Genomic DNA, 24691 nt, shown 5'->3' on the forward strand with positions numbered 1-24691 from the left:
GCGAGCCAACGGGTCCGCGCGAAGCGCGACCCGATGACAGGCTCCGCGAAGCAATCCAGAGTCTTTCCGCGGAGGCAGTCTGGATTGCTTCGTCGCAAGGGCTCCTCGCAATGACGGGTGTTGCGACACCTGCGCAAAAATCCCGCGCCGTTATCCTGTGAGAAGACGACTCCTCCCCTGGTTGCAACCCCCCGCACGTTTGGCCATGATGCCCACTGGAATCGTTGGGGCAGGGCATGACGACAGCAACGGGGGTCTCCGCGGCTGCGGAGAGATCGACGACGGCGCATGTGGTGTGGGCGAGTGCGCTCGGCACCGCGATCGAGTGGTACGATTTCCTGATCTACGGCACGGCGGCGGCCCTCGTCTTCAACAAGCTGTTTTTCCCGAGCTTCGATCCCTTCGTCGGCACGCTCGCGGCATTCTCGACCTATGCGGTCGGCTTCGTCGCGCGGCCGATCGGCGGCGCCATCATCGGGCATTACGGCGACCGGGTCGGCCGCAAGACCATGCTGGTGGCGACCATGATCGCGATGGGGCTCGGCACCTTCCTGATCGGCTGCCTGCCGACTTACGATCAGATCGGCGTCTGGGCTCCGATTCTGCTCGTGATCCTCCGTTTCGTTCAGGGCATCGGGCTCGGGGGCGAGTGGAGCGGCGCGGTCGTGATGGTGATCGAGCACGCCGGCAATCGCCGCGGCTTCTACGGCAGCCTGGTGCAGGTCGGCTTTCCCGTCGGCGTCGCCGCATCGACCGGCATCTTCGGCCTGATGACGAAGCTGCCCGAGGCGGATTTTCTCAGCTGGGGCTGGCGCGTGCCGTTCCTGATCAGCGTTCTGCTCGTCGGCGTCGGCTTCATCGTGCGGCTCAAGCTCGCGGAGACGCCTCACTTCAAGGAGATCGTCGAGCGCAAGGAGGTGCTGGCGCAACCGGCCCTCGAGGTGCTGCGCCGCGACTGGCGCAGCTTTCTGCTCGCCATCGGCATCACGGTGTCGGAAGTCGGGCTCGCCTATCTCCTCACCGTGTTCACGGTGGTTTACGCCACGACCAAGCTCGGCCTGCCCCGGCAGGTGATCCTGGATGCGGTGGTCTATGCCGCGATCGTCGAGTTCGCGACGCTGCCGCTGGCCGGCTGGCTGTCCGATATCTTCGGACGCAAGGCGCTGTATCTGGCCGGCGGCGTGTTCTCGGTGGCGCTGGCGTTTCCGCTGTTCTGGTTCCTCGACACCAGGGAGCCGGCGCTGATCACGCTTGCGCTCGTCGTCACGATGACGCTCACCCATGCGCTGCTGTTCGGGCCGAAGGCCGCGTTCATGCCGGAGCTGTTCCGCACCCAGGTGCGCTACAGCGGCGCCTCGCTCGGCGCCAACGTCGCGGCGGCGCTCAGCGGCGGCTTCTCGCCGCTGATCGCGGCTGCGCTGCTGGCATGGGCCGGATCGTATTGGGCGGTGTCGGTCTACATCGTTGCGCTGTCGGTCATCACGATCCTCGCAACGCTGATGGCGCCGGAGACCGCGCGGGACTCGCTAAGATCCTGAGCGTCGGGACAGGCAAGCCGGATTTGCAGCGGTCGGAAGCACCACGAAGGTGATCGTCGTTGGCGCGAGCCGAATCGCGCCCGGCGGTGCTGCGCGTGGCTGGAGCGGCGGCAGCCGGCCGCCATTGGTCAGCGCGAGGGTCTTGCCGTTCAATTGCACAATCGTGCCCTGCAGCCGCCTCGCGTGCAGTGTGTACCGCTCGGCGGGGTCCGGCAGCGATAGCGTGCGCGATGTGCTGCCGGACGTGTTGATCGCGAGCAGCGACACCGCACCTGCCCTGGCTGTATGGCAATGCGCATAAAGATGGAGATCGCGCGGCGCAGCCTTGCCTATGTCGAGCACGATCGTTCCCATCAGCCGGCGCCAGAGCAGCGCGGCCCAATAGCTCGGCCGCGGCCTGAGCGTTGTTTCCTCGAGCAGGCCGTAATCGCTGGCGGTGAGCGTGTTGTGCATCACCACCTGGACGCCGGCCTTCGCCAGGCGTCCGAGCTGGTCGAGATAGCGGAAGGTGTCGAGAAAGGTCGGGTCCCATAAGCCGCCGCCGCAGGCGGCATCGGCCGTCTCGGTCAGCCAGATCGGCTTGCCCGGCTCGAATGCGTCGCGCAGCGCCCGGTAGGTGCCGAGTGTCGTATCCGTGCGGCCCAGCCATTGCTCCGAGAGGGCCTGCGCCGGATCGTCGTGCCCGCCGCAGCGCGGCGAGATCGTGTTGTAATGGTGATAGGAGAACCGGTCGACGCCGGGACCGGATGCGGCAAGCAGATCGCGTGTGGTGAGCCCCGCGCCGGATGGCGATGGTGCATCGCCGGCCGAGCCCGGGCCGAGGATCAGCGTCTCCGGTGCGGCGCGCCGCATCCAATCGCGGAAGACCTTGAAGTCGCGGCCATAGCCGGCCGCATCATAGCCCGCCGGTGCGCCGTTCGTCGCCGCGAGCGTCGGCTCGTTCATGAATTCGGCGGCGGCGATGCGGCCACCCAGCGCGCGCGTCGCCTCGACCAGCTGCTGCGCCTGATCCGGCTTCCAGATGCCGTTGGCATCGCGGCTGCCGGGACTGATCGCAAAGGAGGTGACGATCTCCGCATCGACCGCACGCGCGAACTCCACCACGCCGCGCCATTGCGCCCGGCTGAGCACCGAGTTGAATCCCTGCGGCGGCTCTCCCGGCCCCTCCGCAAAGAACGTCGCATTGGCCCAGGTGCCGCTCACGCGCAGATAGGCCGGCGACAACGCCGCCGCGAGCCGGCGCAGTCGCGCATTGGCAAGATCGATCGGCGGGCGCGCGCTGTAACGATCGCGTTGGTCGAAGCCGCGCGCGTTTCGCGGATAAGGTTTCCAGAACCGCCCGCCGGTCACCTCCACCATTTCGATATTGTAGGACTGAAATCGCGCATCGATCGTTCCGATCGGCTTCAGTCCGGCAGGCGAGATGGCGATGTCGTCGGCCTGCGCCGCACAGGCCGTTGCGGCGGCGAGCAGGGCAATCGCGCCGGCCGCGAAACCGGCTGGAGGCGGTCGGAACCCTGGTCTACGGTGTGCTGCCGCCTGCTTCGTCATGCGCGTTGCCCGGGGTCAGACGCCCGGAGGCAATCTGGCCTTACCCTCGACCCGGCTATTTTATCCCTATTACGTTGCCGTTGCCGACGAGAGCGTCCGGGCCCGGCGGGCTATCGACGGGGGCTAAAAAATTTCGTCGGCCCCTCTTGAAACCGGTTGCCGGTTTTCTAAGTCGTTTTTCGCCGCGAGAGCGGTGTGCCGGATGCCAACCGGGTCCGGCACGGGCGCCGGGCAGGTCGTTTCGGACCCGTCTGAATCCCCGCCTTGCGCTCCTTCGTATCCATCTTGCTCTTTGGAGGACTTGGTTATGAGGACCAGTTTTGACTTCGCGCCCCTGTGGCGCTCCACCATCGGCTTCGACCACCTGGCCGACCTCGTCGACAGCACGCTGCGCCAGGCGACCGAGGACAATTATCCCCCCTACAATATCGAGCGCTCCGGCGAAGATCACTATCGGATCAGCCTTGCCGTAGCGGGGTTCGGCGTTAACGACATCACCGTGACGGCCGAGCAGAACGCGCTCACCATCGAGGGCAGGAAGCCCGAGACCGCCGCGCGCGAATATTTGTACCAGGGCATCGCCGCGCGTCCGTTCCGGCGCGTGTTCAACCTCGCCGACTATGTCCAGGTGAAGCAGGCCTCGTTCCAGGACGGGCTCCTGATCATCGACCTCGTCCGCGAGGTTCCGGAAGCCATGAAGCCGCGCCGCATTCAGATCGCGGGCGGCGCTCCTGCGGCATCGCAGATCGAGCAGAAGAAGGCAGCCTGAGCGCTCGATCGAACGGGTGGCGGAACGCGGCGCGTGCATGCGCGGGCCGCGCTCCCGATGCATGAATGAAGGAGAGTACCATGGCTTTTCGTGATCTCATTCCCTGGTCGAGAAACCAGGAGCTTGCGCCGGCGCGCGACAATTTCGATCCGTTCCTGACGCTTCACCGCGAGATGAACCGTCTGTTCGACGATGTCTTCCGCGGCTTCGGCGGGACCGGCCTGTCGCCGCTGATGGAAGGCCGTTTCGGCTGGCCGAAGGTCGAGCTCAGCGAGACCGACAAGACGCTGACCGTCTCGGCCGAGCTTCCCGGCCTGACGGAGAAGGACGTCCAGGTCGAGATCGCCAATGGTGTCCTCACCGTCCGCGGCGAGAAGAAGGCGGAGCGCGAGGGGGAAGGCAGGTTCTTCACCGAGCGCTATTACGGCGCCTTCGAGCGGCAGATTCCGCTGGAGGGTGTCGAGGAGGACAAGGCCGAGGCGTCGTTCAAGAACGGCGTCCTGACCGTGTCGCTGCCGAAATCGGAGAAGGCGCGCGAAGGCGTCAAGCGCATCGCGATCAATACGCATTAACGTCAAGCGGGACGGCGGCGATGTGGCGCCGCCGTCTCATCGTCAACAAGCCGTCCCCCTGGAAAGGAGCATGTGGGAGACTTAACCGATGACCAACGTGAATACCAGTTCCGGCACTCTCAATCCGCTGTTTCATCCTGCCGCCCACTACGACGCGCCTGCCGACGTGCTGAATGCCGCGGAGCTCTCTCCGCCCGAGAAGCGCATCATCCTGTCGTCCTGGGCATCGGACATGTACGCGGTCGAATCCTGTCCCGCCTTGCGCGAGATTCCCGGCATGAGCCACACGGTCCGGCTCGCCGACATTCTGGCCGCCTTGCGCAAGCTCGACGGCGACAACGACAATGACGACCCGCCGCGGGGCGGCGGCGTGCCGATGCGGTTGCGGCGGCCATGGGCCGCCGCCGAAGGGCGCGCGGCATGATGTTCACGCCCACCGTCCTCGGGCTCGTGCTGCTCGGCCAAGCCGCGGCAGCCTGGACCGTCCCGCTTCTGGTCCTGCAGGGCATGATCGTCGCGTCCGGCGACGAAGGCTGAAGCCACGGTTTTGACTATCCCCACAACACAAGCGGCAGGGTGACGATGATGAATGCTGTGCGTCTGCTGTTCCTGGCCTTGCTGATGCTGACGCTCACGGCATCGCACCCTGCCGCCGGCCAGATTCCGGATCTGAAGACCGGCGGCTCCGTGCCGACCCTGGCGCCGCTGGTGCGCCAGGTGACGCCGGCCGTGGTCAACATTTCCGTGCACGGCCGCGTGCGCGAGGACAATCCGCTCTATCGCGATCCGCTCTTCCGCGAATTTTTCGACGTTCCCCGGCAGATCGAGAAGGAGGTCAATGCGACCGGCTCCGGGGTGATTGTCGACGCCCAGCGCGGCTATGTGCTGACCAACAATCACGTGGTCGAGGGCACCTCCCCCGTTCAGATCACGACCAAGGACGGCCGGCAGTTCTCCGCCAAGGTCATCGGCCGCGATCCGCCCACGGATGTCGCGGTGCTCCAGGTCCAGAACCCGGTCGGGCTCAAGGCGCTTGCCTTCGGCGACAGCGACGGGCTCGATGTCGGCGATTTCGTCCTTGCGATCGGCAATCCCTTCGGCCTCGGCCAGACCGTGACCTCAGGGCTCGTCAGCGCGCTGGGCCGCACCGGCCTCGGCAAGCAGGGCTATGAGGATTTCATCCAGACCGACGCGGCGATCAATCCCGGCAATTCCGGCGGTGCGCTGGTCAGCTTGCGCGGCGAGCTCGTCGGCATCAACTCGGCGATCATCTCGCCCGCGGGCGGCAATGTCGGCATCGGCTTTGCCATTCCGGTCAACATGGCGCGCAAGGTGATGGAGCAGATCATCGTGAGCGGCCGCGTCGAGCGCGGCCGCATCGGCATCTCGCTGAAGGACCTGCATCCGTCGGTCAACAAGGGATTGAATCAGGGCGCCGTCATCGCCGAGATTGCGGCGGATTCGCCCGCAGAGAAGGCGGGGCTGCGCAAGGGTGACATCGTGACCGGCGCCGATGACCGCCCGATCCGCACTGCCGCCCAGCTCCGCAACACGATCGGCCTGGCGCGGATCGGCGAGGACGTGAAGCTCACGCTGCTGCGCAACGGTGCGCCGTTCACCGCCACGGTGAGAGTGGCGCCCGCAGCCGCGCCGAGCAGCGCGCTCGCAGGCCCCAATCGCCTCGTCCGCTGAAACGAATGCGGGGACGAACCGCGGGGAGCGGTTCGCCCCCTGCGCTGGCAGGGCTATCGCACATGAGTTGTAGCGGCGGCCGGTGCGCACGCCCCGTCCTTCGAGACGGCGCTGACGCGCCTCCTCAAGGATGAGGCTCATCAGCGCCAGTGCCTCTTGAAACTGCAGCCACACACTCCGTCCTCATCCTGAGGAGCCCGCCTCAAGCGGGCGTCTCGAAGGATGGCCGCGGGGAAGGGCTCTCAATTGCGATAGCCTGCCTGCGGTGGTCAGGGGGCGTGTGATCACTCGGCTCAGGCCGCGCGGTGATCCCATTCGCCTTGCAGGTCCTGGATCAGCCGCCGCTCGCGTTCGATGCGCTGGCGATAGAGCTCGCGCTCGTGCTCGCTCTTGGCGCTGGCAAGAAGCAGCTCGTAATGGCCGATGACTTTCTCGCTGCCGCGGATCGGCAGGTCGCGCTGGCTGTTCATTGCGCCATCCCCATTGCGCCAGCCGGCGTTTCGGCGGCGCGGAAGCCGACGGGAAAGGTCGCTGCGGCCAGGCCATCGAGCGCCGATTGCTCCTCGGCGAGGCGTCTCTCGATGAACTGGCGCTCGAGCTGCGACAGTCTGGTCTTCAGCAGGCGCCGGTAGCGGTGGATGTTGTTGCGGTGCGCACGGATGCGGGCCAGATTCTCATCGAGCATCGTCGTCTCTCCAGACGGTCGCGTTAGATCCTTTGGTTGTGCGAGGATGAGAAGGTCTCTTCTCGGCGAAAAAAATAGGCAGCGGGTGAACGGTGTCAAGATGTTGGCGGGCCCGTCCTCGTTGCTGGCTCTGGAGTCGATGATCGGCCAACCGAACTGTCCGGACGGCGGGTTCCGGGCGCGATTGCCTTTTGTTGGCCGGCAAGCGAACCTCGTGTGGCCATATTTGAGCAGGAGTGATCTGTCGCGAGGGAGGCGCTCCGATGAACAAGGCACTGATCACTGCTGTCGCAATGCTGGCCTGCGTGCCCGCGAGTGCGCTCGCGCAGGAGCGCGCGGGCGATGCGGCGCTCGGCGCGGTCTCGGGTGCGGTGGTGCTGGGCCCGGTCGGTGCGGTCGCCGGCGCCTTGATCGGCTACACGGCCGGACCCTCGATCGCCCGTTCCTGGGGCCTGAGAGGCTCGCAGTCGGCAGGGCACCGGCAGCCGCCGCCGCGTCGCGCCGCCGCGACCGGCAGCCCGTCGCGCACGCGCGAGGCAATGGCCGCCAACGGTCAGATGAGAGCTGCCGGCAATCCGGCTCCGCCGGTTCAAGCCGCGCCCGCGGCACCGGCGCAAGCGCCGGCACCGCCCGTTCAGGGATTCGACTGAAGCCGTCCAGCCTCAAGCCGCAGCCTACGCCGACCTAGGATTGGCCGAGAATCTTCTTCGCGGCGCGAAGGTGCGGCTTGTCGATCATCTGGCCGTCGAGCCGCAGCGTGCCGGAATTGGGATTGCCCGCGAATGCTGCGATCACCTTCTCCGCCCAGGCGCGCTCGGCCTCCGTCGGCGCGAAGGCCGCGTTGACGATGTCGACATGCTTGGGGTGGATCAGCGCCTTGGCCGAAAAGCCGTCGCGCCGTGCCGCACGCGTTTCGGCTTCGAGGCCGGCGAGGTTGTCGATGTCGGTGTAAACCGTGTCGATCGGCGCGACCTCGGCCGCGGCCGCCGCCATCAGGCAGAGATCGCGCGCCAGGCGGTAGGGGCTGTGGAATACGCCGCCGCTCGCTTTCTCGGTGGCGCCGAGCGAGGCGGAGAGATCCTCCGCGCCCCACATCAGGCCGGCGAGGCGAGGGGAGCAGCCCTTGTAGCTGCCGAGCCCGAAGATCGAGCCGGCGGTCTCAGTCGCGACGCAGACGATGCGGGTGGCGCCGATCGCGATGCCGGACGCGGCTTCCAAAGCTTCGAGCCAGGTCGCGACCTGCCGCACGTCGTCGCCGCCTTGGGATTTCGGCAGCACGATGCCGTCAGGCCTGCCCGGCATCACCGCGGCGAGATCGGCCAGCGTCATGCCGGTGTCGAGCGCATTGACGCGGACATAGAGCTGATGCGGGCCGGGGCGGCTCTTCAGCATCGAGAGCGTGAGCTCGCGCGCCTCCGCCTTCTTCTCGGTGACGACGGAATCCTCGAGATCGATGATCAGCGCGTCGGCCTTGCCTTCGCTCGCCTTCTCGAATTTGCGCGGGGAATCGCCCGGCACGAACAGCATTGAACGCATCAGACCGGCCTCCTGTGCATCATCGCCATGCGGCGGCATGTGCCGACGATCTCGTCGTTCTGGTTCAAGGCATGATGCTCGAACTCGACGATGCCGGCCCTTGGCCGCGATTTGGATTCCCTCAACGAGAGCACCTTCGTCGTCGCCCGCAACGTGTCGCCATGGAAGACCGGCTTTGGAAAGGTGACGTCGGTCATGCCGAGATTGGCGACGGTGGTGCCCAGGGTCGTATCATAGACCGTCATCCCGATCATGATGCCGAGGGTGTAAAGGCTGTTGAAAATACGCTGGCCGAACTCGGTCTTCTCGGCGAAATGCGCGTCGATGTGCAGCGGCTGCGGGTTGAGCGTCAGCAGGCTGAACATGGTGTTGTCCATCTCCGTGACGGTCCGGGTCAGCGGATGCCTGAACTCCTGGCCCACGGAAAAGTCCTCGAAATAAAGTCCGGCCATCGCGGTTTCCTCCCTGCGAAATAACGGCGCATTCGTAACCCTGCGCCGCATGACCCTATGCATGGTAGACACACTTCGCAGGCAAATTCACGTATCTGCATGCGGTTTTTCGAGCTAAAGAACGCTTGGCGAAGGGAGATCAAGGCCATGGATTTCGCGCTCACCGATCAGCAGGAAGCCATTCGCGACGCCATCGCCAAGATCTGCGAAGGCTTTCCCGACGCCTATTGGCTGAAGAAGGACCACGACGGCGGATTCCCGCACGACTTCCACAAGGCGCTGGCGGATGCCGGCTGGCTCGGCATCTGCGTGCCGGAAGAGTATGGCGGCTCCGGGCTCGGCATCACGGAAGCTGCGATCATGATGCGCACCATCGCCGAGTCGGGCGCCGGCATGTCCGGTGCCTCGGCGGTGCACATCAACGTGTTCGGGCTCAATCCCGTCGTCGTGTTCGGCACCGAGGAGCAGCGCAGGCGCATGCTGCCGCCGATGGTCGAGGGCCGCGAGAAGGCGTGCTTCGCCGTCACCGAGCCGAACACCGGCCTCAACACCACGCAGCTCAAGACCCGTGCAGTCGCCAAGAACGACCGCTACATCGTCAACGGTCAGAAGGTCTGGATCTCGACCGCGCAGGTCGCGCACAAGATTTTGCTGCTGGCGCGCACCACGCCGCTGGAAGAGGTGCGCTCGCCGACCCACGGCCTCAGCCTGTTCTACACCGATTTCGATCGCAACAGGATCAAGGTCCACGAGATCGAGAAGATGGGCCGCAAGATCGTCGATTCCAACGAGCTGTTCTTCGAGGACTTCGAAATCCCGATGAAGGATCGCATCGGCGAGGAGGGCAAAGGCTTCGAGTACATCCTCGAAGGCATGAACCCGGAGCGCATTCTCATTGCGGCGGAAGCCGTTGGACTCGGCAAGCTCGCGCTGTCGCGCGCGACCGAATACGCCAAGACGCGCGTCGTGTTCAATCGCCCGATCGGCAAGAACCAGGGCATCCAGCATCCGCTCGCGGTGAACTGGGTCGAGCTCGAGGCGGCCTGGCTGATGGTGATGTCGGCGGCCTGGCAGTACGACAAGGGCATGCCCTGCGGCGCGGCGGCCAATGCGGCGAAATATCTGGCGGGGGAAGCGGGCTTCTCGGCCTGCGAGCAGGCGGTGATGACCCATGGCGGCTTCGGCTATGCCAAGGAATTTCACGTCGAGCGCTATTTGCGCGAGGTGCTGATCCCGCGCATCGCGCCGGTCAGCCCGCAGCTCGCGCTCAGCTTCATCGCGGAAAAGGTGCTGGGGCTCGCGAAGTCGTACTGAACGGGTCTATTCCGCGGCGATCCGTTCCATCGCCATGGCGCGAAGCTTGGCGCGCTGGATCTTCACGCCGTTGGCGCTGTCGGTGACGGGGAAGGCGTTCACGACATAGATCCGCGCCGGCACCTTGTAGCCGGCGAGCCGCTCGCGCAGACGCGCGGTCAGCGCCTCCTGTCGCGGTGGCTCTCCAGCCGGGATCACGAAGGCGACGCAGCGCGCCTGCCCCTTGAGATCGACTGCGACGACCTGGGCGTCGGCGATACCGGCGCAGGATTTGAGCTCGTCCTCGATTTCACCGGGCGCGACCAGGAAGCCGCCGAGCCGCATCGCATCGCCGGCGCGGGTCTCGTAGACGAACGACCCGTCGCCGCGCAGCCGGCCGATGTCGCCGGTGCGGAAGAAGCCGTCGGCGGTGATCGCCTCGCGCGTCGCCTCCGGGTTGTTGAAGTAGCCGAGGAAGCGCGAGGGCGCGCTGATCTCGATCTCGCCGGAGACGCCGCTGGCCGCAAGCTCGCCGGTCTCGACGTCGCGCACGCGGACTTTCGCCTCCGGCGACATCGGCCAGCCGCCGCCCTCGATCCGATCGGCAAAGGCATCAGCGGGGCGGCCGATCGAGAACAGCGCCTGCACCTCGCTCGAGCCGTAGAGGCCGAACAGCTTCAGGCCGCGCGCTTCCGCCTCCACTGCGAGCTCGCGCCAGCCGGGCTGGAACGCGGCGAAGCCGCAGACTTCGAGATGCGGAAACGGGCGCGGCGCATCGCTGAGGGCGAGGATGCGCCGGAACATCTCGTCCGAACCGAAGGAATGCGTGATCCGCTCCGTGCTGAGGATTTTCAGCGCCGGCGCCGCCTCGAAGGCATCGAGCACATGAATGGTTGCACCCGCCGCGAGGAAACCGAGCAGGCTCGTCATGCCGAACGTGCCGCAGAACGGCAGCATCGCCAGCAGCGAATGACGGTGGGGATCGAGCTGGAGCGCGTGGGCGACGGAGGCGGCGTGCGTCGCCAGCGTCGCTTGCGAATGCGCGACCAGCTTCGGCCCCTTGGTGGTGCCCGACGTGGTGTAGAGCAGCACGGGCAGGTCGACATCATCCTGGGGCAGCGGAGCCGGCGGGTAGGGCGTCTCGAACGCATCGAACCGCACGCAGGGCCAGTACGCCGCGATCGCGTCCGCGCCGACCACGGCCAGCCGTTGCAGCGCGGGCACCTCGGCCTCGGCGACATCGGCGAGGATGGCGGCAAAGTCGATCGCGCGGAATGCCGCCTCGACCACCAAGAGCCTCGCGCCTGATAGCTTGAGCAGGTGCGCGACTTCCGCGCTGCGATAGCGCGTATTGACGGCGGCGACGACCGCGCCGAGCCGTGCGGCGGCGAACAGCAGTGCGAGCCATTCGACCCGGTTGACCAGCCAGACCGCGACGACGTCACCCTTGCCGATGCCTTGCGCGGCAAGCCAGGCGGCGGTCTGGTCGATCTTCGCCGAAAATTCCGCGCGAGAGACGGGCATGCCGTCGAAGACCAAAGCAGAATCGGCCGCGGTCTTAAGCTGGAGCAGCGATTGCAGCGAAACGTCGTTGGAGCTCATGGCCATCGGACTAACCCGATCGCGCCAACCTGTCTACTTGGTGCCGAACATCCGGTCACCGGCATCGCCCAGGCCGGGCACGATGTAGCCGTGGTCGTTGAGCCGCTCGTCGATCGCGGCGGTCCAGATCGGCACGTCGGGATGCTCGCTCTGGAACTGGGCGATGCCCTCGGGCGCGGCCAGCAGGCAGACGAAGCGGATGTCGCGGGCGCCGCGCGCCTTGAGCAGGGACGCGCCGGCGCAGGCCGAGTTGCCGGTCGCCAGCATCGGATCCATCAGGATCACGGTGCGGTCGGACAGGTCCTGCGGTGCTTTGAAGTAATATTCCACGGCCTGCAACGTCTCGGGGTCGCGGTAGAGCCCGATATGGGCGATGCGTGCCGAGGGCATCAGCGCCAGCATGCCGTCGAGGAAGCCGACGCCAGCGCGCAGGATCGGCGCCAGCGTGAGCTTCTTGCCGGCGATCTTCGGCGCCTGCATGGCCGCAATCGGCGTCTCGATCTCGACCAGCTCCAGCGGCAGGTCGCGCGTCACCTCGTAGCCGAGCAGCATCCCGATCTCGTTCAGGATCTCGCGAAAGCTCTTGGTCGAGCGGTCCCTCTCCCGCATCAGGGAGAGCTTGTGCTGGACCAGGGGGTGGGCGACGACGTTGACGTTGCTGGTGCTCATGAAACCGCTCTACACGGTTCCGTGAAACTGCGCCAGATCGGCCAGGTACTTTTAGGCAACGCCTTTTCCGCGGGATAGCCGGCCTCAACCGGGCGGCTGATCGAGGCGGAGGTGAGGAGCTAGACCCCGAGGCCGCGCGCCAGCAGCGTGATCACGAGCGTCAGGATGCTGCCCCAGATCAGGCTCAGCGTCACCGTCAGAATGGTCACAGTGACGGCCTGCTCCAGATTTCCCTTGAAGGGCTGCATCCTAGCCTTCCGAGGCCGGGTTCGCGGTGACGCGCATGCCGAGCAGCAAGGCGCCCATCAATGCGACCAGGATGACGATCTTGAGCTCGACCATTTCGTTACCTCGCAAAGCCTGCCAGGCGCCGCTTCACCCCGTCCAGCCATCGCGCCGCCAGCGCGACCAGCGCATTGCCCTGGTTCGCGACGTCGAGTTCGAAGGTCTCGGACGGAAACACCAGCGCGCAACGTGCCGGTGCGCTCTGCCGGTTGGCGAAATCGATCGCCGAGCTCCTGAACAGGAAGAGACCTCCGGCGCGCCCCTTCGCTTCGCGAGCGACCCAGAGCCCGGCCCGGTTACGCCCGATGAAGAAAGCGGGAATGGCGGCACTGACGACATCAGGATCGAGTGGATTGAGTGCTGTGGTCGCGCCGATGTCAGGCGCGGTCGTTCGCGATTCCGGCAGGCGGTGCACGGCTTGAAAGGCGATCGCGGCCATGGCGGCCTCCTCACACATGTCATGACGTCTGCAATGCCGGTCAGGAGGGGAGATGCCAGATATGGATGGCGGCTCTCAGCGCGATCAGCGCGGTGAGCACGCTGCCCATCGAGAGCAGGCCAAGCGCTTGGAACGCGATGCGCTTGAGCTGGGCCTTGCGCGATTCGGAGATGCGCGCCGTGCGTTCGGCTCCGAAGGGCCGGTCAAAGTCATCTGTCAGAATCGACATTGTGGAAGCCCTCGTCCTTGGCGCGGCGAGACGGCCGCTCCGATCTGCCCGTTATGATGTCGATCGTTGCGTAGGATTGCGAGATGAGCGCCGGCGTGCCCGCATAGGAATGTCATAAAGACGCCGGCCCTCGCGCCGGAAGCCCTCTGAAGAGATCCGGGTTCCGCTTCGGTCGGGAGACCTGAGACGGCGCGGGATCCGAATGCGTGATGCCGACCGCCGCGGCAAAGGCGAGGCGCAGCCGCGGCTCTTCGATCTGCTTGCAGAAGCGGTCCAGGATGTCTGCAGTATTCTGTAGCTGCCCGCCGATGGCCGCGCAAAGCTGCGAACTGGTTCGCCGGAAGAAGTGGAACGTCTCGTCGGCGGCATGCCGCCCATTGAGGCGGTCGAGCTCGGCCGCAAGCGCCGCAACGTTGAGCCTGTCGGACTCATCCCGCGTCACGGCAAAGCGCAGCAGCGCCAGCTTCCAGGCGTAAAGCAGCCTGTGAGATCCATCGAGCGGGTCGGGCATGCGTTGTCCGGACGGCCTCGGTACGTCAGGCTCCGACGCTGTCGATCAATTCCTCATCGGCGATCGCAGCGAATGCGCGCACCACGCCTCTCTGCGCGGCTGCGTCCAGCGGCACGATCGGAAGCCGGGTGGCGGCCGACATCACGCCCAGGACGCTGAGTGCATACTTGAGCGCAGCCGGACTTTCCCCGGACAGGCAGGCGATCAGCGGGATCAGGCGCTTGTGCAGATAACGGGCGGATTGCAGCCGGCCCTGTCTGACGTGCGAGAAGATCGTGCGGCAGAGATCCGGAGCGATGTTGGCGACCTCCGAGATCGCGCCGTCGCCGCCGCTCGCGATGAAACCGAACGCGGTGGCGTCGTCGCCGGAGAGAAAGCGAAAACTAGCCGGCAAGTTGCGGGACAGCCGCATCGGACGGGTCATGTCACCACTCCCGTCGCGCAGGCCGACGATCTGGCGGGACTCGATCAGGTGCAGAAGCGTCTCGTCGGCGAGCGGGCGCAGCGTGCGGGATGGACTATCGTGCAGGATCACGGGCAGTCCGATCGCACCGGCGATGGCGCGGAAATGCGCGAGCATGCCCTCCTGCATCGGCTTGTTGTAGGCGGGCACGACCGACATGACGGCATCGGCGCCGGCGGCTTCCGCGCGCCGCGCCAGCTCGATGGCGCGGCTGGTTGCGTTGCAGACCACGCCTGCGATGATTCGCACGCGTCCCCGGGCGACGTCGACCGCGGTGCGGATGACGAGCTCCTGCTCGGCCGGCGAGAGCGTCGATGCCTCGCCGGCCGTCTCGCAGACCACGATGGCGGGAGCGCTGGCCGCGACCTGTCGCTCGCACAGCACCGCGAACGCCTTGAGATCGATCGCATCTGCTGCGTCGAACGGGGTCGGCAGGTCGGGAATGAATCCGGTGAACCAGGCAGCGGGAGGGACAAGCATGGTTTTCGCCTGTTGGCGCCGGTTCAGGCGGCGCGCTGCGCGACGATGGTGCTGGGGCTCTTGCCCATGTCGAGCTCGATCTCGCGCGGCAGCTCGACGATGGTTTCCGCATGCTGCCCGTTCTCGAACAGCGCATATTTGATGGCCTGGGCGCGGCTGACGAACAGGCCGCCATAGAGGCCGTTCTGCTCCTGCGCGACCCATTGTCCTTGGCGGTTGCGGCCGATGAACACGATGGCTGAAGGGGAGCTGCACGAGGGAGGTTCGACGAGTTTCACGGGTTTATTCCTTCCGAACGATGCCGGCCTCGGAGCACGTCCTTGCCGGCGTGCTCAATATCCTCAGTCGCGAATATGATTTCGAGGGCGAGCGCGGGGCGATCTCATAGGAAGATCATAAAGCCGGAAAGCTCAGGCCACGCCGCTGGCGATGTGGACCAGCGCGAACAGCGCGCCGAAGGCGACAGCTTCGTCCCAATGATTGAGTGCTGCGCCGAACGGAGGTTCGCGCCTGAGAAGGCCGGCGAGCGCGCACAAGACGACCGACATCCAGAGCAGGACAGCGAGGCTGCGGCCGAAACCGACGCTGCCGAATGCGGCAAAGCCTGTGAGCAAGGCGAGACGCACGGCGAAGCGCGCCATCACGCGCGACGGGCTCAGCGTGCGCGGCATGTCCGGAGCTTGCGACATCGTCCGCCGGGCGGGCCTAGCCGAAATGGTCGCAGGCGACCGGCTCGTAAAGCGGATCCAGCATCGGACGGACGGACGGAACGCTCGGCCGCGATATTTCGGCCGTCAGCGCCCGCACCTCGAGGAATGCCGACATCAGGGCGAGCGCAAGGTCGGCATGGCGCGCCTCGACCGCGGCGTCCAGCCAGTCCGGCAGCTCGCGCTCACGCGACAGCGCGCAATGCCACTCACCGTCATCGTAAGCGATGCGGCGGACCTGCCACATCGGCAGCTCCAGCTCGATCAGAACCAGCGCAGCATCGGCCCAGGCCCCGACATCGACCAGGCGCGCGAGGCGCGCGGTGCGCTCGCTGTTTCCGAGCGAGGGGATGCGCCGGCAGGCGTGTCCGACGATGTCGAGCATCAGCGGCCGCGTCATCGCATGTGCCTTGCGCAGCCGCTCGGCGAGCGAGGGGAGATCGAGCGGGTGGAGAGCGGCGGTCATGTCAGGCCACCTGGAATTGGCGTCGGTCAGTCGGCCGGCCTCGCCAAGATGGCGGGAAGCGCATTTGAAAACGAGATGGGGATCGGGCGAGCGATATAGGGATTCCATAAGTGGACGGGCAGTGGCCGCCCGCCAGGACGGGGCCGGTCTTTATGAGATTCCTATAACGTCGTCATAGGCCTCATCTCGAAAACCTATGGCCGCGGTGGCACCTCACACGCGTGAAATCCCGACCGGGCCTCGCGGCACGTTGACCAGTTGATTTACCGCAAGGGTGCCCGCCGAAATCTACGGAACAGTTGCGTCGCGAGTAGACGCAACGAGGAGCATCCCCATGATGGACATTCTGATGCTGGCGCTGGGCTTCGCTCTATTCGCCCTTGCGATCGGCTACACCTATGCCTGCGAACGGCTGTGAGGGGGCGGACCATGATCTTCGATTATGCCCTCGCCGGCGTCGTCTCGTTGGGCCTCCTGGTCTACCTCACCTACGCACTGCTGCGGCCCGAACGGTTCTGACCCATGCTGCTGCTTATCGAATTGCTGCTGGCGGACGCCATGCTCGTCGCCGGCCTGCTTGCGCTGCTCCTGCCGCTATTGCGCCGGACACAATGCCTGAAGGGTTGATGCCATGACTGTGATCGGTTGGTTCCAGATCATTCTCTACTGCGCGATCGTGGTCGCGCTGACCAAGCCGCTCGGCTGGTACATGACGCGCGTGTTCAACGGCGAGCGCACCTTGCTGTCGCCTGTCCTGCGCCCGATCGAGGCCGGTATCTATTGGATTTCCGGCGTCGACGAGAAGCGCGAGCAGCACTGGCTGACCTACACGGTCGCCATGCTGCTGTTCCATGTCGGCGGCTTCCTCATCATCTACGGCCTGATGCGGCTGCAGGCCGTGCTGCCGTTCAATCCGGCCGGCCAGTCCGCGGTCGCCGAGGATCTGTCCTTCAACACCGCGATCTCCTTCATCACCAACACCAACTGGCAGAACTACGGCGGCGAGAGCACGCTGTCCTATCTGACTCAGATGGTCGGCCTGACGCACCAGAATTTCCTGTCGGCGGCCACCGGCATCGTGCTCGCCGTTGCCCTGATCCGCGGCTTTGCCCGCGCGTCCATGCGCACGATCGGCAACTTCTGGGTCGACGTGACCCGTTGCACGCTCTACATCCTGCTGCCGATCTGCGTCGTTTTCACGCTGTTCCTGGTCTGGCAGGGCATCCCGCAAACGCTCGGAGACTATGTCGAAGCGACCACGCTCGAGGGCGCCAAGCAGACCATCGCGGTCGGCCCGGTGGCCTCGCAGGTCGCGATCAAGATGCTCGGGACCAATGGCGGCGGCTTCTTCAATGCCAATGCCGCGCATCCGTTCGAGAATCCGACCGCACTGTCGAATTTCGTGCAGATGCTGTCGATCTTCGTGCTCGGCGCGGCGCTGACCAACGTGTTCGGTCGCATGGTCGGCAACCAGCGCCAGGGCTGGGCGATTCTCGCGGTGATGGGCGTGCTGTTCGTCGCCGGCGTCGCCGTCGCCTATTGGGCGGAAGCTCAGGGCGCCTCGACGCTGCACGCGCTGGGACTGACCGGCGGCAACATGGAGGGCAAGGAAGTCCGCTTCGGCATCGCCGCGTCCTCGCTGTTCGCCGTGATCACCACCGCCGCCTCGTGCGGCGCGGTCAACGCCATGCACGACAGCTTCACCGCGCTCGGCGGCATGATCCCGCTGATCAACATGGAGCTAGGTGAGATCATCGTCGGCGGCGTCGGCGCCGGCATGTACGGCATGCTGCTGTTCGTCGTGCTCGCGATCTTCGTCGCAGGCCTGATGGTCGGCCGCACGCCGGAATATGTCGGCAAGAAGATCGAGGCGCGCGAAGTCAAGATGGCGATGCTTGCGATCCTGATCCTGCCGCTGATGATCCTGGGCTGGTCGGCCGTCGCGGGCGTGCTGCCCACCGGCGTCGCCTCGATGGCGAATGCGGGCCCGCACGGCTTCTCGGAAGTGCTCTATGCCTACACGTCGCAGACCGCCAACAATGGCTCCGCCTTCGCCGGCCTGACCGGGAACACCCTGTTCTACAACCTAACGGGCGCGTCCGCGATGTTCGTCGGCCGCTTCCTGATGATCGTGCCGGCGATGGCGATCGCAGGATCGCTCGCGGAGAAGAAATCGATCCCCCCGTCGATGGGGACCTTTCCGACCACGGGCGGCCTGTTCGTCGGCCTCGTCGTCGGCGTCATCCTGATCATCGGCGGCCTGACTTTCTTCCCGGCGCTCGCACTCGGTCCCGTCGTCGAGCATCTTGCGATGAACGCCGGAAACGTCTTCTGATTCCGCTTTTTCGGAGTGACCTCCATGGAACCTGTCCATAAACCCAACAAGCGCATGCCGGTCTCCGCAATGCTGGATCCCAAGATCGTGATGCCGGCGATCGGCGCGGCCTTCGCCAAGCCCGATCCGCGCGCCATGATCAAGAACCCCGTGATGTTCGTGGTCGAGATCGTGGCCGCGCTCACCACCGTGATCTTCCTGCGCGATCTCGTCACCGGCGGGGAGAATCTCGGCTTCACCTTCCAGATCATCCTCTGGCTGTGGTTCACCGTGCTGTTCGCCAATCTCGCCGAAGCCGTGGCCGAGGGAAGGGGCAAGGCGCAGGCCGAGACGCTGCGCAAGACCCGCACCGAGAGCCAGGCCAAGCTTTTGAGCGGCACGGGCCGCGACTACAAGCTCGTATCAGGCACGAGCCTGAAGGTCGGCGATCTCGTGCTGGTCGAGGCGGGCGACACCATCCCCTCGGACGGTGAGGTGATCGAGGGCGTCGCCTCCGTCAACGAGGCCGCCATCACCGGCGAATCCGCGCCCGTGATCCGCGAATCCGGCGGCGACCGTTCGGCGGTGACCGGCGGCACGCAGGTGCTGTCGGACTGGATCCGCGTCCGCATTACCGCAGCCCAGGGCTCGACCTTCATCGACCGCATGATCAAGCTGGTCGAGGGCGCCGAGCGGCAGAAGACGCCGAACGAGATCGCGCTCAACATCCTGCTCGCCGGACTCACCATCATCTTCGTGTTCGCCACGGTGACGATCCCGAGCTACGCCGCCTATGCCGGCGGCTCGATCTCGGTGGTCGTGCTGGTGGCTCTGTTCGTGACGCTGATCCCGACCACGATCGGCGCGTTGTTGTCGGCGATCGGCATCGCCGGCATGGACCGGCTGGTGCGCTTCAACGTGCTGGCGATGTCGGGCCGCGCGGTCGAAGCCGCCGGCGACGTCGACACGCTGCTGCTCGACAAGACCGGCACCATCACGCTCGGCAACCGGCAGGCGACCGCCTTCCGTCCCGTGCGCGGCGTCACCGAGCAGGAGCTGGCGGATGCCGCCCAGCTCGCCTCGCTGGCGGACGAGACGCCGGAAGGCCGCTCCATCGTCGTGCTGGCCAAGGAGAAGTACGGCATCCGCGGCCGCGACATGGCCGAATTGGGCGCGACCTTCGTGCCGTTCACGGCGCAGACCCGCATGAGCGGCGTCGACGCCGGCGGCTCGTCGGTGCGCAAGGGCGCGGTCGATGCCATCCTCAATTACGTCGGTGGCGGCGCGCCGACCGCGATCGCCTCCGGCAACGTGGCACGGGCGCTGCAGCCAGCGGCGCTGTCCGAGGCGGGCCGCGAGATCAGTGCCATTGCCGACGAGGTTTCCAAATCGGGCGGCACGCCGCTGGCGGTCGCCAAGGACGGCAAGCTGCTCGGGATCGTCCAGCTCAAGGACATCGTCAAGGGCGGCATCCGCGAGCGCTTCGCGGAGCTCCGCCGCATGGGCATCCGCACCATCATGATCACCGGCGACAACCCGATGACGGCCGCTGCCATCGCCGCGGAAGCCGGCGTCGACGATTTCCTGGCGCAGGCAACGCCCGAGGACAAGCTCAAGCTGATCCGCGACGAGCAGGCCAAGGGCAAGCTGGTGGCCATGTGCGGCGACGGCACCAACGACGCGCCGGCGCTTGCCCAGGCTGATGTCGGTGTCGCCATGAACACCGGCACCCAGGCCGCCCGCGAGGCCGGCAACATGGTCGACCTCGATTCCAACCCGACCAAGCTGATCGAGGTGGTCGAGATTGGCAAGCAGCTGCTGATGACGCGCGGCGCGCTGACGACGTTCTCGATCGCCAACGACGTCGCCAAGTATTTTGCCATCATCCCGGCGATGTTCCTGGCGTTCTATCCGCAGCTCAACGTCCTCAACGTCATGAACCTGTCGAGCCCGCAGAGCGCCATCCTGTCGGCTATCATCTTCAACGCGCTGGTCATCATCGCGCTGATTCCGCTCGCGCTGAAGGGCGTCGCCTACCGCGCCGTCGGCGCCGGCGCGCTGCTCCGCCGCAACCTCTTGATCTACGGGCTCGGCGGCATCGTCATTCCCTTCATCGGCATCAAGGTGATCGACCTCGCCGTGACCGCCTTGCACTTGGCTTGATCGTCACGAGCGGGACGCACGGCGCCCCGCACGTTGACGAAGACTTAGGAGACGTAACATGCTCAAAGAAATCCGCCCCGCCATCGTCCTGTTGCTGGCGCTCACCGCCATCACCGGCCTGGCCTACCCGCTCGCCATGACCGGCATTGCCGGCGCGATCTTCCCGACGCAGGCGCATGGCAGCCTGATCGAGAAGGGCGGCAAGGTGATCGGCTCCGCCCTGATCGGGCAGGAGTTCAAGGACGACAAATATTTCCACGGCCGCCCCTCGGCGACTCTGGCGCCGGACCCGAACGACTCGACCAAGACGGTGTCCGCGCCCTACAACGCCGCCAATTCGGGCGGCTCCAATCTCGGCCCGACCAGCAAGGCGCTGGCCGACCGGTTGAAGGAAGATGTGGATAAGCTCAAGAATGAAAATCCGAACGCCCCTGTGCCGGTCGATCTGGTGACGACCTCGGCCAGCGGCCTCGACCCGAACATCTCGCCGGAGGCGGCGCAATTCCAGGTGCCGCGGGTGGCGAAGGCGCGGAATCTGCCGGAGGATCAGGTCAAGCAGCTCGTGACCGCCAGCACCGAAGGCCGTCTGCTCGGCCTGCTCGGCGAGCCTAGGGTGAACGTTCTGGCGCTGAATCTCGCGCTCGATCGCATGGCCGCGAAGTAGCCGTCTAGGCTCGCAGTGTGGGGGTGATTATACTGGCAAGATGGTCCGAGAGCGCCGCGATCCCGAACAACGTCCATCCCCGGAGGCCCTGCTGGAAGCGGCGCGCCGCGAGGAGAGCGCGAGCGGCAAGCTGAAGATCTTCGTCGGCGCCGCTCCCGGCGTCGGCAAGACCTACGAGATGCTGCAAAGCGCCCATGCCAAGCGCAAGGCCGGCATCGATGTCGTGGTCGGCTTCGTCGAGACCCATGGCCGGGCGGAGACCGAGGCGCTGGTGCGCGGCCTCGAAGTGGTCCCGCGCAAGAGGCTGGACTACCGCGGCCAGATCGTCGAGGAGATGGATCTCGATGCGGTGATCGCGCGGCGGCCGCAGATCGCGCTGGTCGACGAGCTCGCACACACCAACGCCGCCGGCAGCCGCCATCCCAAGCGCTATCTCGACGTCGAGGAGCTGCTCTCCCACGGCATCGACGTCTACACCGCCGTCAACATCCAGCACATCGAGAGCCTCAATGACGTCGTCGCCCAGATCACTCACGTGCGGGTCCGCGAGACCGTGCCGGATTCGATCTTCGATCGCGCCGATGCGATCGAGCTGATCGACCTCACGCCGGACGATCTGATCCAGCGGCTGAAGGAGGGCAAGGTCTATGTGCCCAAGCAGGCCGAGCGGGCACTGGAGCATTATTTCTCGCCGGGCAATCTCACCGCGCTGCGCGAGCTGGCCCTGCGCCGCACCGCCGAGCGGGTCGACGAGCAGCTTCTCACCCACATGCAGGCGAACGCGATTCCCGGCCCCTGGGCCGCGGGCGAGCGCATTCTCGTCTGCGTCAGCGAGGATCCGCGCGCGGCTGGCCTCGTGCGCTATGCCAAGCGGCTGGCCGACCGTTTGCATGCGCCGTTCACTGCGATCTCGATCGAGACGCGGCGCTCGCTCCAGCTTTCCGACGAGGAGCGCGACAGGCTCGCCGATACGCTGCGGCTCGCAGAATCGCTCGGCGGGGAGGCTTTGACCATTCCGGGCGTCGGCCGCCGTATCGCCGACGACGTGATCAACTTTGCGCACGGCAACAACGTCACCCAGATCGTGATCGGCAAGTCGACGCGTTCGCGCTGGTTCGAGATGACGCGCGGCTCCGTCGTGCATGATCTCGTGCGGCGTGCCGGCAATATCAGCGTTCACGTCATCCCCGGCGACGAACTCTCCGGAGAGCCGGCGCCGAAGACGGCGGTGCAGACCGCCGCCCGATCCGAGCCGTTCGATCCCTTGCCTTATCTCAAGGCGCTCGGCATCGTGGTGATCGGTCTCGGTGCGGCCAAGCTGATCCAACCCTATTTCGGCATTGAGAACGTCGATCTCGTGCTGCTGACGGCGGTTGTCGCGGTGGCCGTGCGCTACGGCCTGTGGCCCTCGCTGCTGGCCACGGTGGCGGCTTCGCTCAGCTACAATTTCTTCTTCCTGCCGCCGATCTACACCTTCACGATCACCGATCCGACCAATGTCGCCGCCTTCGTCCTGTTCATGCTGGTGGCAATGATCGTCTCCAATGTCGCCGCGCGCGTGCGCACGCAGGCCGATGCCGCGATCGGCCGGATCAGGATGACCGAGCAGCTCTATGCTTTCAGCCGCAAGCTCGCCGGCACCGCCACGCTCGACGACGTGTTGTGGGCCAGCGCCTATCAGATCGCGTTGATGCTGAAGGTGCGCGTCGTGCTGTTGCTGCCGGACGAAGGCCTGCTCACGGTGAAATCGGGCTATCCGCCCGAGGACCAGCTCGATCAGGCCGACCTCGCTGCGGCCAACTGGGCCTGGAGCAACGATCGCCCCGCCGGCCGCGGCTCGGATACCTTGCCCGGCGCAAAACGGCTGTTTCTGCCGATGCGCACCGGCCGCGGCCCGATCGGCGTGATCGGCATCGACAACGACCGCACCGGCCCGCTGCTGACGCCGGACCAGCGCCGGCTGCTCGATGCGCTGGTCGACCAGGGCGCGCTCGCGATCGAGCGCGTGCTGCTGGTCGAGGACATGGACCGCGTCAAGCGCACCGTCGAATCCGAGCGGCTGCGCTCGGCGCTGTTGACCTCGATCTCGCACGATCTGAAGACGCCGCTTGCCTCGGTGTTAGGGGCAGCCTCGACCATGCGCGATCTCGCCGGAGCGCTCTCGGACACCGAGAAGCGCGATCTGCTCGCCACCGTGATCGACGAATCCGAGCGGCTCAACCGCTTCATCGCCAATCTGCTCGACATGACCAAGCTCGAATCCGGCGCCATCGTGCCTAACACGGCGCTGCACGATCTCGGCGAGATCGTCGGCAGCGCGCTGCGGCGCGCCAGCAAGATCCTCGGCCGCCACAAGGTCGAGCTGGTGCTGGCCGCCGACCTGCCGATGCTCCAGCTCGATGCCGTGCTGTTCGAGCAGGTGCTGTTCAACCTGCTCGACAACGCCGCAAAATACTCGCCGCCCGAGACCACGATCTCGATCCGCGGCCGGCGCGACAGTGCTCATGTCGTGCTCGAGGTCGCCGACGAGGGCGCCGGCATTCCACCGGACGAGCTCGAGAGCGTGTTCGACAAGTTCTATCGCGTGCAGAAGGGCGATCACGTCCGCCCCGGCACCGGGCTCGGGCTTGCCATCTCCCGCGGCTTCGTCGAGGCGATGCGCGGCACGATCTCCGCTGCCAATCGCAGCGAGCGGAGCGGCGCGGTCCTCACCATTCGCCTGCCGATTCCGGCAGAGAGCCACGCATTGGATACCGCCGCATGAGCGCCGCTCCGATCAAGGTCCTGGTCATCGACGACGAGCCGCCGATCCGCAAATTGCTGCGGATGGGGCTGACGACGCAGGGCTACGACATCCTCGAGGCGTCGAACGGCAAGACCGCGCTGGAGAAGCTCGGCGAGGAGCCGGCGCTGATCATCCTCGATCTCGGACTGCCCGACGTTCAGGGCCATGAGCTGCTCCGCACCATCCGCGCCCGCAACGAAGGCGTGCCGATCGTGGTGCTATCGAGCCGCGGCGACGAAGCCGGCAAGGTCCAGGCGCTCGATCTCGGTGCCGACGATTATCTGACCAAGCCGTTCGGGATGGAGGAGCTGCTGGCGCGCCTGCGCGCCGCGCTGCGCCACCAGCTCCAGGTCAAGGGCGAGCGTCCGGTGTTCCGCACCGGCGATCTCTCCGTCGATCTTGTCCGCCGCATCGTCAAGATCGGGGATCGCGACGTGAAGCTCTCGCCGAAGGAATATGACCTGTTGCGCGTGCTGGTGCAGCATGCCGGCAAGGTGCTCACCCACCGCTTCCTTCTGAAGGAGCTGTGGGACGAATTGACCGACGCGCAATATCTGCGCGTCTATGTCCGCCAGCTCCGCCAGAAGATCGAAGCCGATCCGGAGCGGCCGCAATACGTGCTGACGGAAACGGGGATCGGGTATCGGCTGAAGGCGGGGGATTGAGCGTAGCTCGGCGGCAGCGCGTGCTGGCTTGAGGCAAACACGTCATGGCCGGGCTTGACCCGGCCATCCACGTCTATCGGCATGCGAGGACGCGCGTGGATGCCCGGGTCAAGCCCGGGCACGACGACGGAGGGTCATGGCGCGCGCCTGCTTCCGCAATG

The 24691-nt window shown here is 66.1% G+C and carries 28 protein-coding genes; 13 read left to right on the top strand and 15 right to left on the bottom strand.

Translation table 11 applies throughout. The features are described 5' to 3' along the window. The first annotated feature begins 236 nt into the window (after positions 1-236). The gene (locus N2604_RS12060) at positions 237-1538 is read left to right on the top strand and encodes an MFS transporter (RefSeq protein ID WP_260374863.1); all 1302 of its coding nucleotides are present in this window, start codon (positions 237-239) and stop codon (positions 1536-1538) included. Here the strand turns inward: N2604_RS12060 and N2604_RS12065 are convergent. Beyond that, positions 1527-3089, bottom strand: a complete 1563-nt coding sequence (locus N2604_RS12065; protein WP_260374864.1) for a hypothetical protein — start codon at positions 3087-3089, stop codon at positions 1527-1529. The two genes, N2604_RS12060 and N2604_RS12065, sit on opposite strands and share 12 nt — an antisense overlap. 307 nt (positions 3090-3396) lie before the next feature. On the opposite strand from N2604_RS12065, the gene N2604_RS12070 reads away from it, so the two are divergent. From N2604_RS12070 to N2604_RS12085, 4 genes are all read left to right on the top strand, one after another. Then, a complete protein-coding gene (locus N2604_RS12070) occupies positions 3397-3858 on the top strand; it encodes an Hsp20 family protein (protein WP_260374865.1) in 462 nt (153 codons plus the stop codon). Positions 3859-3938: 80 nt separating this feature from the next. Beyond that, positions 3939-4430 carry an Hsp20/alpha crystallin family protein gene (locus tag N2604_RS12075; RefSeq protein WP_260374866.1) on the top strand — a complete coding sequence of 164 codons (492 nt, stop codon included), beginning with the start codon at positions 3939-3941 and terminating at the stop codon, positions 4428-4430. A gap of 88 nt (positions 4431-4518) precedes the next feature. Then, entirely contained in the window at positions 4519-4854 is a 336-nt protein-coding gene (locus tag N2604_RS12080; protein WP_260374867.1) for a hypothetical protein, read from the top strand. 161 nt (positions 4855-5015) lie between these two features. Continuing rightward, the gene (locus N2604_RS12085) at positions 5016-6122 is read left to right on the top strand and encodes a trypsin-like peptidase domain-containing protein (RefSeq protein ID WP_260374868.1); all 1107 of its coding nucleotides are present in this window, start codon (positions 5016-5018) and stop codon (positions 6120-6122) included. Positions 6123-6415: 293 nt separating this feature from the next. Here N2604_RS12085 and N2604_RS12090 read toward each other — a convergent pair whose 3' ends face one another. Beyond that, positions 6416-6592: a hypothetical protein gene (locus N2604_RS12090; protein WP_260374869.1), complete on the bottom strand. Its 177-nt coding sequence runs from the start codon at positions 6590-6592 to the stop codon at positions 6416-6418. Then, positions 6589-6807, bottom strand: a complete 219-nt coding sequence (locus tag N2604_RS12095) for a hypothetical protein (RefSeq protein ID WP_260374870.1) — start codon at positions 6805-6807, stop codon at positions 6589-6591. Before N2604_RS12095 ends, N2604_RS12090 begins: the two co-directional genes overlap by 4 nt. 263 nt (positions 6808-7070) lie before the next feature. Here N2604_RS12095 and N2604_RS12100 point away from each other — a divergent pair, with 263 nt between their 5' ends. Further along, a complete protein-coding gene (locus tag N2604_RS12100) occupies positions 7071-7457 on the top strand; it encodes a hypothetical protein (RefSeq protein ID WP_260374871.1) in 387 nt (128 codons plus the stop codon). Between the two features lie 34 nt (positions 7458-7491). Here N2604_RS12100 and N2604_RS12105 read toward each other — a convergent pair whose 3' ends face one another. Beyond that, the gene (locus N2604_RS12105; protein WP_260374872.1) at positions 7492-8343 is read right to left on the bottom strand and encodes a CoA ester lyase; all 852 of its coding nucleotides are present in this window, start codon (positions 8341-8343) and stop codon (positions 7492-7494) included. Beyond that, on the bottom strand, positions 8343-8795 hold the full coding sequence (locus N2604_RS12110; RefSeq protein ID WP_260374873.1) for a MaoC family dehydratase: 453 nt from the start codon (positions 8793-8795) through the stop codon (positions 8343-8345). The genes N2604_RS12105 and N2604_RS12110 overlap by 1 nt, the downstream gene beginning before the upstream one ends. 147 nt (positions 8796-8942) lie before the next feature. Between N2604_RS12110 and N2604_RS12115 the strand changes: the two genes are divergently transcribed. Further along, entirely contained in the window at positions 8943-10109 is a 1167-nt protein-coding gene (locus tag N2604_RS12115; protein WP_260374874.1) for an acyl-CoA dehydrogenase family protein, read from the top strand. 6 nt (positions 10110-10115) lie between these two features. On the opposite strand, the gene N2604_RS12120 is transcribed toward N2604_RS12115, so the two are convergent. From N2604_RS12120 to N2604_RS12165, 10 genes are all read right to left on the bottom strand, one after another. Next, on the bottom strand, positions 10116-11690 hold the full coding sequence (locus N2604_RS12120) for an AMP-binding protein (protein ID WP_260376211.1): 1575 nt from the start codon (positions 11688-11690) through the stop codon (positions 10116-10118). Between the two features lie 33 nt (positions 11691-11723). Then, entirely contained in the window at positions 11724-12359 is a 636-nt protein-coding gene (gene upp, locus N2604_RS12125; RefSeq protein WP_260374875.1) for a uracil phosphoribosyltransferase, read from the bottom strand. 119 nt (positions 12360-12478) lie between these two features. Next, on the bottom strand, positions 12479-12607 hold the full coding sequence (locus N2604_RS12130) for a hypothetical protein (protein WP_260374876.1): 129 nt from the start codon (positions 12605-12607) through the stop codon (positions 12479-12481). A 98-nt stretch (positions 12608-12705) separates the two neighbouring features. Beyond that, positions 12706-13083, bottom strand: coding sequence for a hypothetical protein (locus N2604_RS12135; RefSeq protein WP_260374877.1), 378 nt, complete (start codon positions 13081-13083; stop codon positions 12706-12708). A 40-nt stretch (positions 13084-13123) separates the two neighbouring features. Continuing rightward, positions 13124-13312: a hypothetical protein gene (locus N2604_RS12140; RefSeq protein ID WP_260374878.1), complete on the bottom strand. Its 189-nt coding sequence runs from the start codon at positions 13310-13312 to the stop codon at positions 13124-13126. Positions 13313-13424: 112 nt separating this feature from the next. After that, positions 13425-13823 carry a hypothetical protein gene (locus N2604_RS12145; RefSeq protein WP_260374879.1) on the bottom strand — a complete coding sequence of 133 codons (399 nt, stop codon included), beginning with the start codon at positions 13821-13823 and terminating at the stop codon, positions 13425-13427. A gap of 25 nt (positions 13824-13848) precedes the next feature. Further along, positions 13849-14766 carry a 4-hydroxy-tetrahydrodipicolinate synthase gene (dapA, locus tag N2604_RS12150; protein ID WP_260374880.1) on the bottom strand — a complete coding sequence of 306 codons (918 nt, stop codon included), beginning with the start codon at positions 14764-14766 and terminating at the stop codon, positions 13849-13851. 23 nt (positions 14767-14789) lie between these two features. Then, entirely contained in the window at positions 14790-15044 is a 255-nt protein-coding gene (locus N2604_RS12155; RefSeq protein WP_260374881.1) for a hypothetical protein, read from the bottom strand. 132 nt (positions 15045-15176) lie between these two features. Next, on the bottom strand, positions 15177-15455 hold the full coding sequence (locus N2604_RS12160; protein WP_260374882.1) for a hypothetical protein: 279 nt from the start codon (positions 15453-15455) through the stop codon (positions 15177-15179). A 16-nt stretch (positions 15456-15471) separates the two neighbouring features. Then, positions 15472-15939: a hypothetical protein gene (locus N2604_RS12165; protein ID WP_260374883.1), complete on the bottom strand. Its 468-nt coding sequence runs from the start codon at positions 15937-15939 to the stop codon at positions 15472-15474. 429 nt (positions 15940-16368) lie between these two features. Between N2604_RS12165 and N2604_RS12170 the strand changes: the two genes are divergently transcribed. From N2604_RS12170 to N2604_RS12195, 6 genes are all read left to right on the top strand, one after another. Continuing rightward, complete coding sequence (locus N2604_RS12170; RefSeq protein WP_260374884.1) at positions 16369-16458, top strand: K(+)-transporting ATPase subunit F; 90 nt, start codon at positions 16369-16371, stop codon at positions 16456-16458. Positions 16459-16570: 112 nt separating this feature from the next. Continuing rightward, a complete protein-coding gene (gene kdpA, locus N2604_RS12175; protein WP_260374885.1) occupies positions 16571-18274 on the top strand; it encodes a potassium-transporting ATPase subunit KdpA in 1704 nt (567 codons plus the stop codon). A gap of 24 nt (positions 18275-18298) precedes the next feature. Beyond that, positions 18299-20416, top strand: coding sequence for a potassium-transporting ATPase subunit KdpB (gene kdpB / locus N2604_RS12180; protein ID WP_260374886.1), 2118 nt, complete (start codon positions 18299-18301; stop codon positions 20414-20416). Positions 20417-20474: 58 nt separating this feature from the next. Then, positions 20475-21080, top strand: a complete 606-nt coding sequence (locus tag N2604_RS12185; RefSeq protein WP_260374887.1) for a K(+)-transporting ATPase subunit C — start codon at positions 20475-20477, stop codon at positions 21078-21080. Between the two features lie 40 nt (positions 21081-21120). Beyond that, entirely contained in the window at positions 21121-23844 is a 2724-nt protein-coding gene (locus N2604_RS12190; RefSeq protein ID WP_260374888.1) for a sensor histidine kinase KdpD, read from the top strand. Continuing rightward, positions 23841-24530: a response regulator gene (locus N2604_RS12195; RefSeq protein ID WP_260374889.1), complete on the top strand. Its 690-nt coding sequence runs from the start codon at positions 23841-23843 to the stop codon at positions 24528-24530. Before N2604_RS12190 ends, N2604_RS12195 begins: the two co-directional genes overlap by 4 nt. The last annotated feature ends 161 nt before the right edge of the window (positions 24531-24691 follow it).

The sequence above is a fragment of the Bradyrhizobium sp. CB1015 genome, from assembly GCF_025200925.1.
In the GTDB taxonomy this organism is placed as follows: Bacteria; Pseudomonadota; Alphaproteobacteria; order Rhizobiales; family Xanthobacteraceae; genus Bradyrhizobium.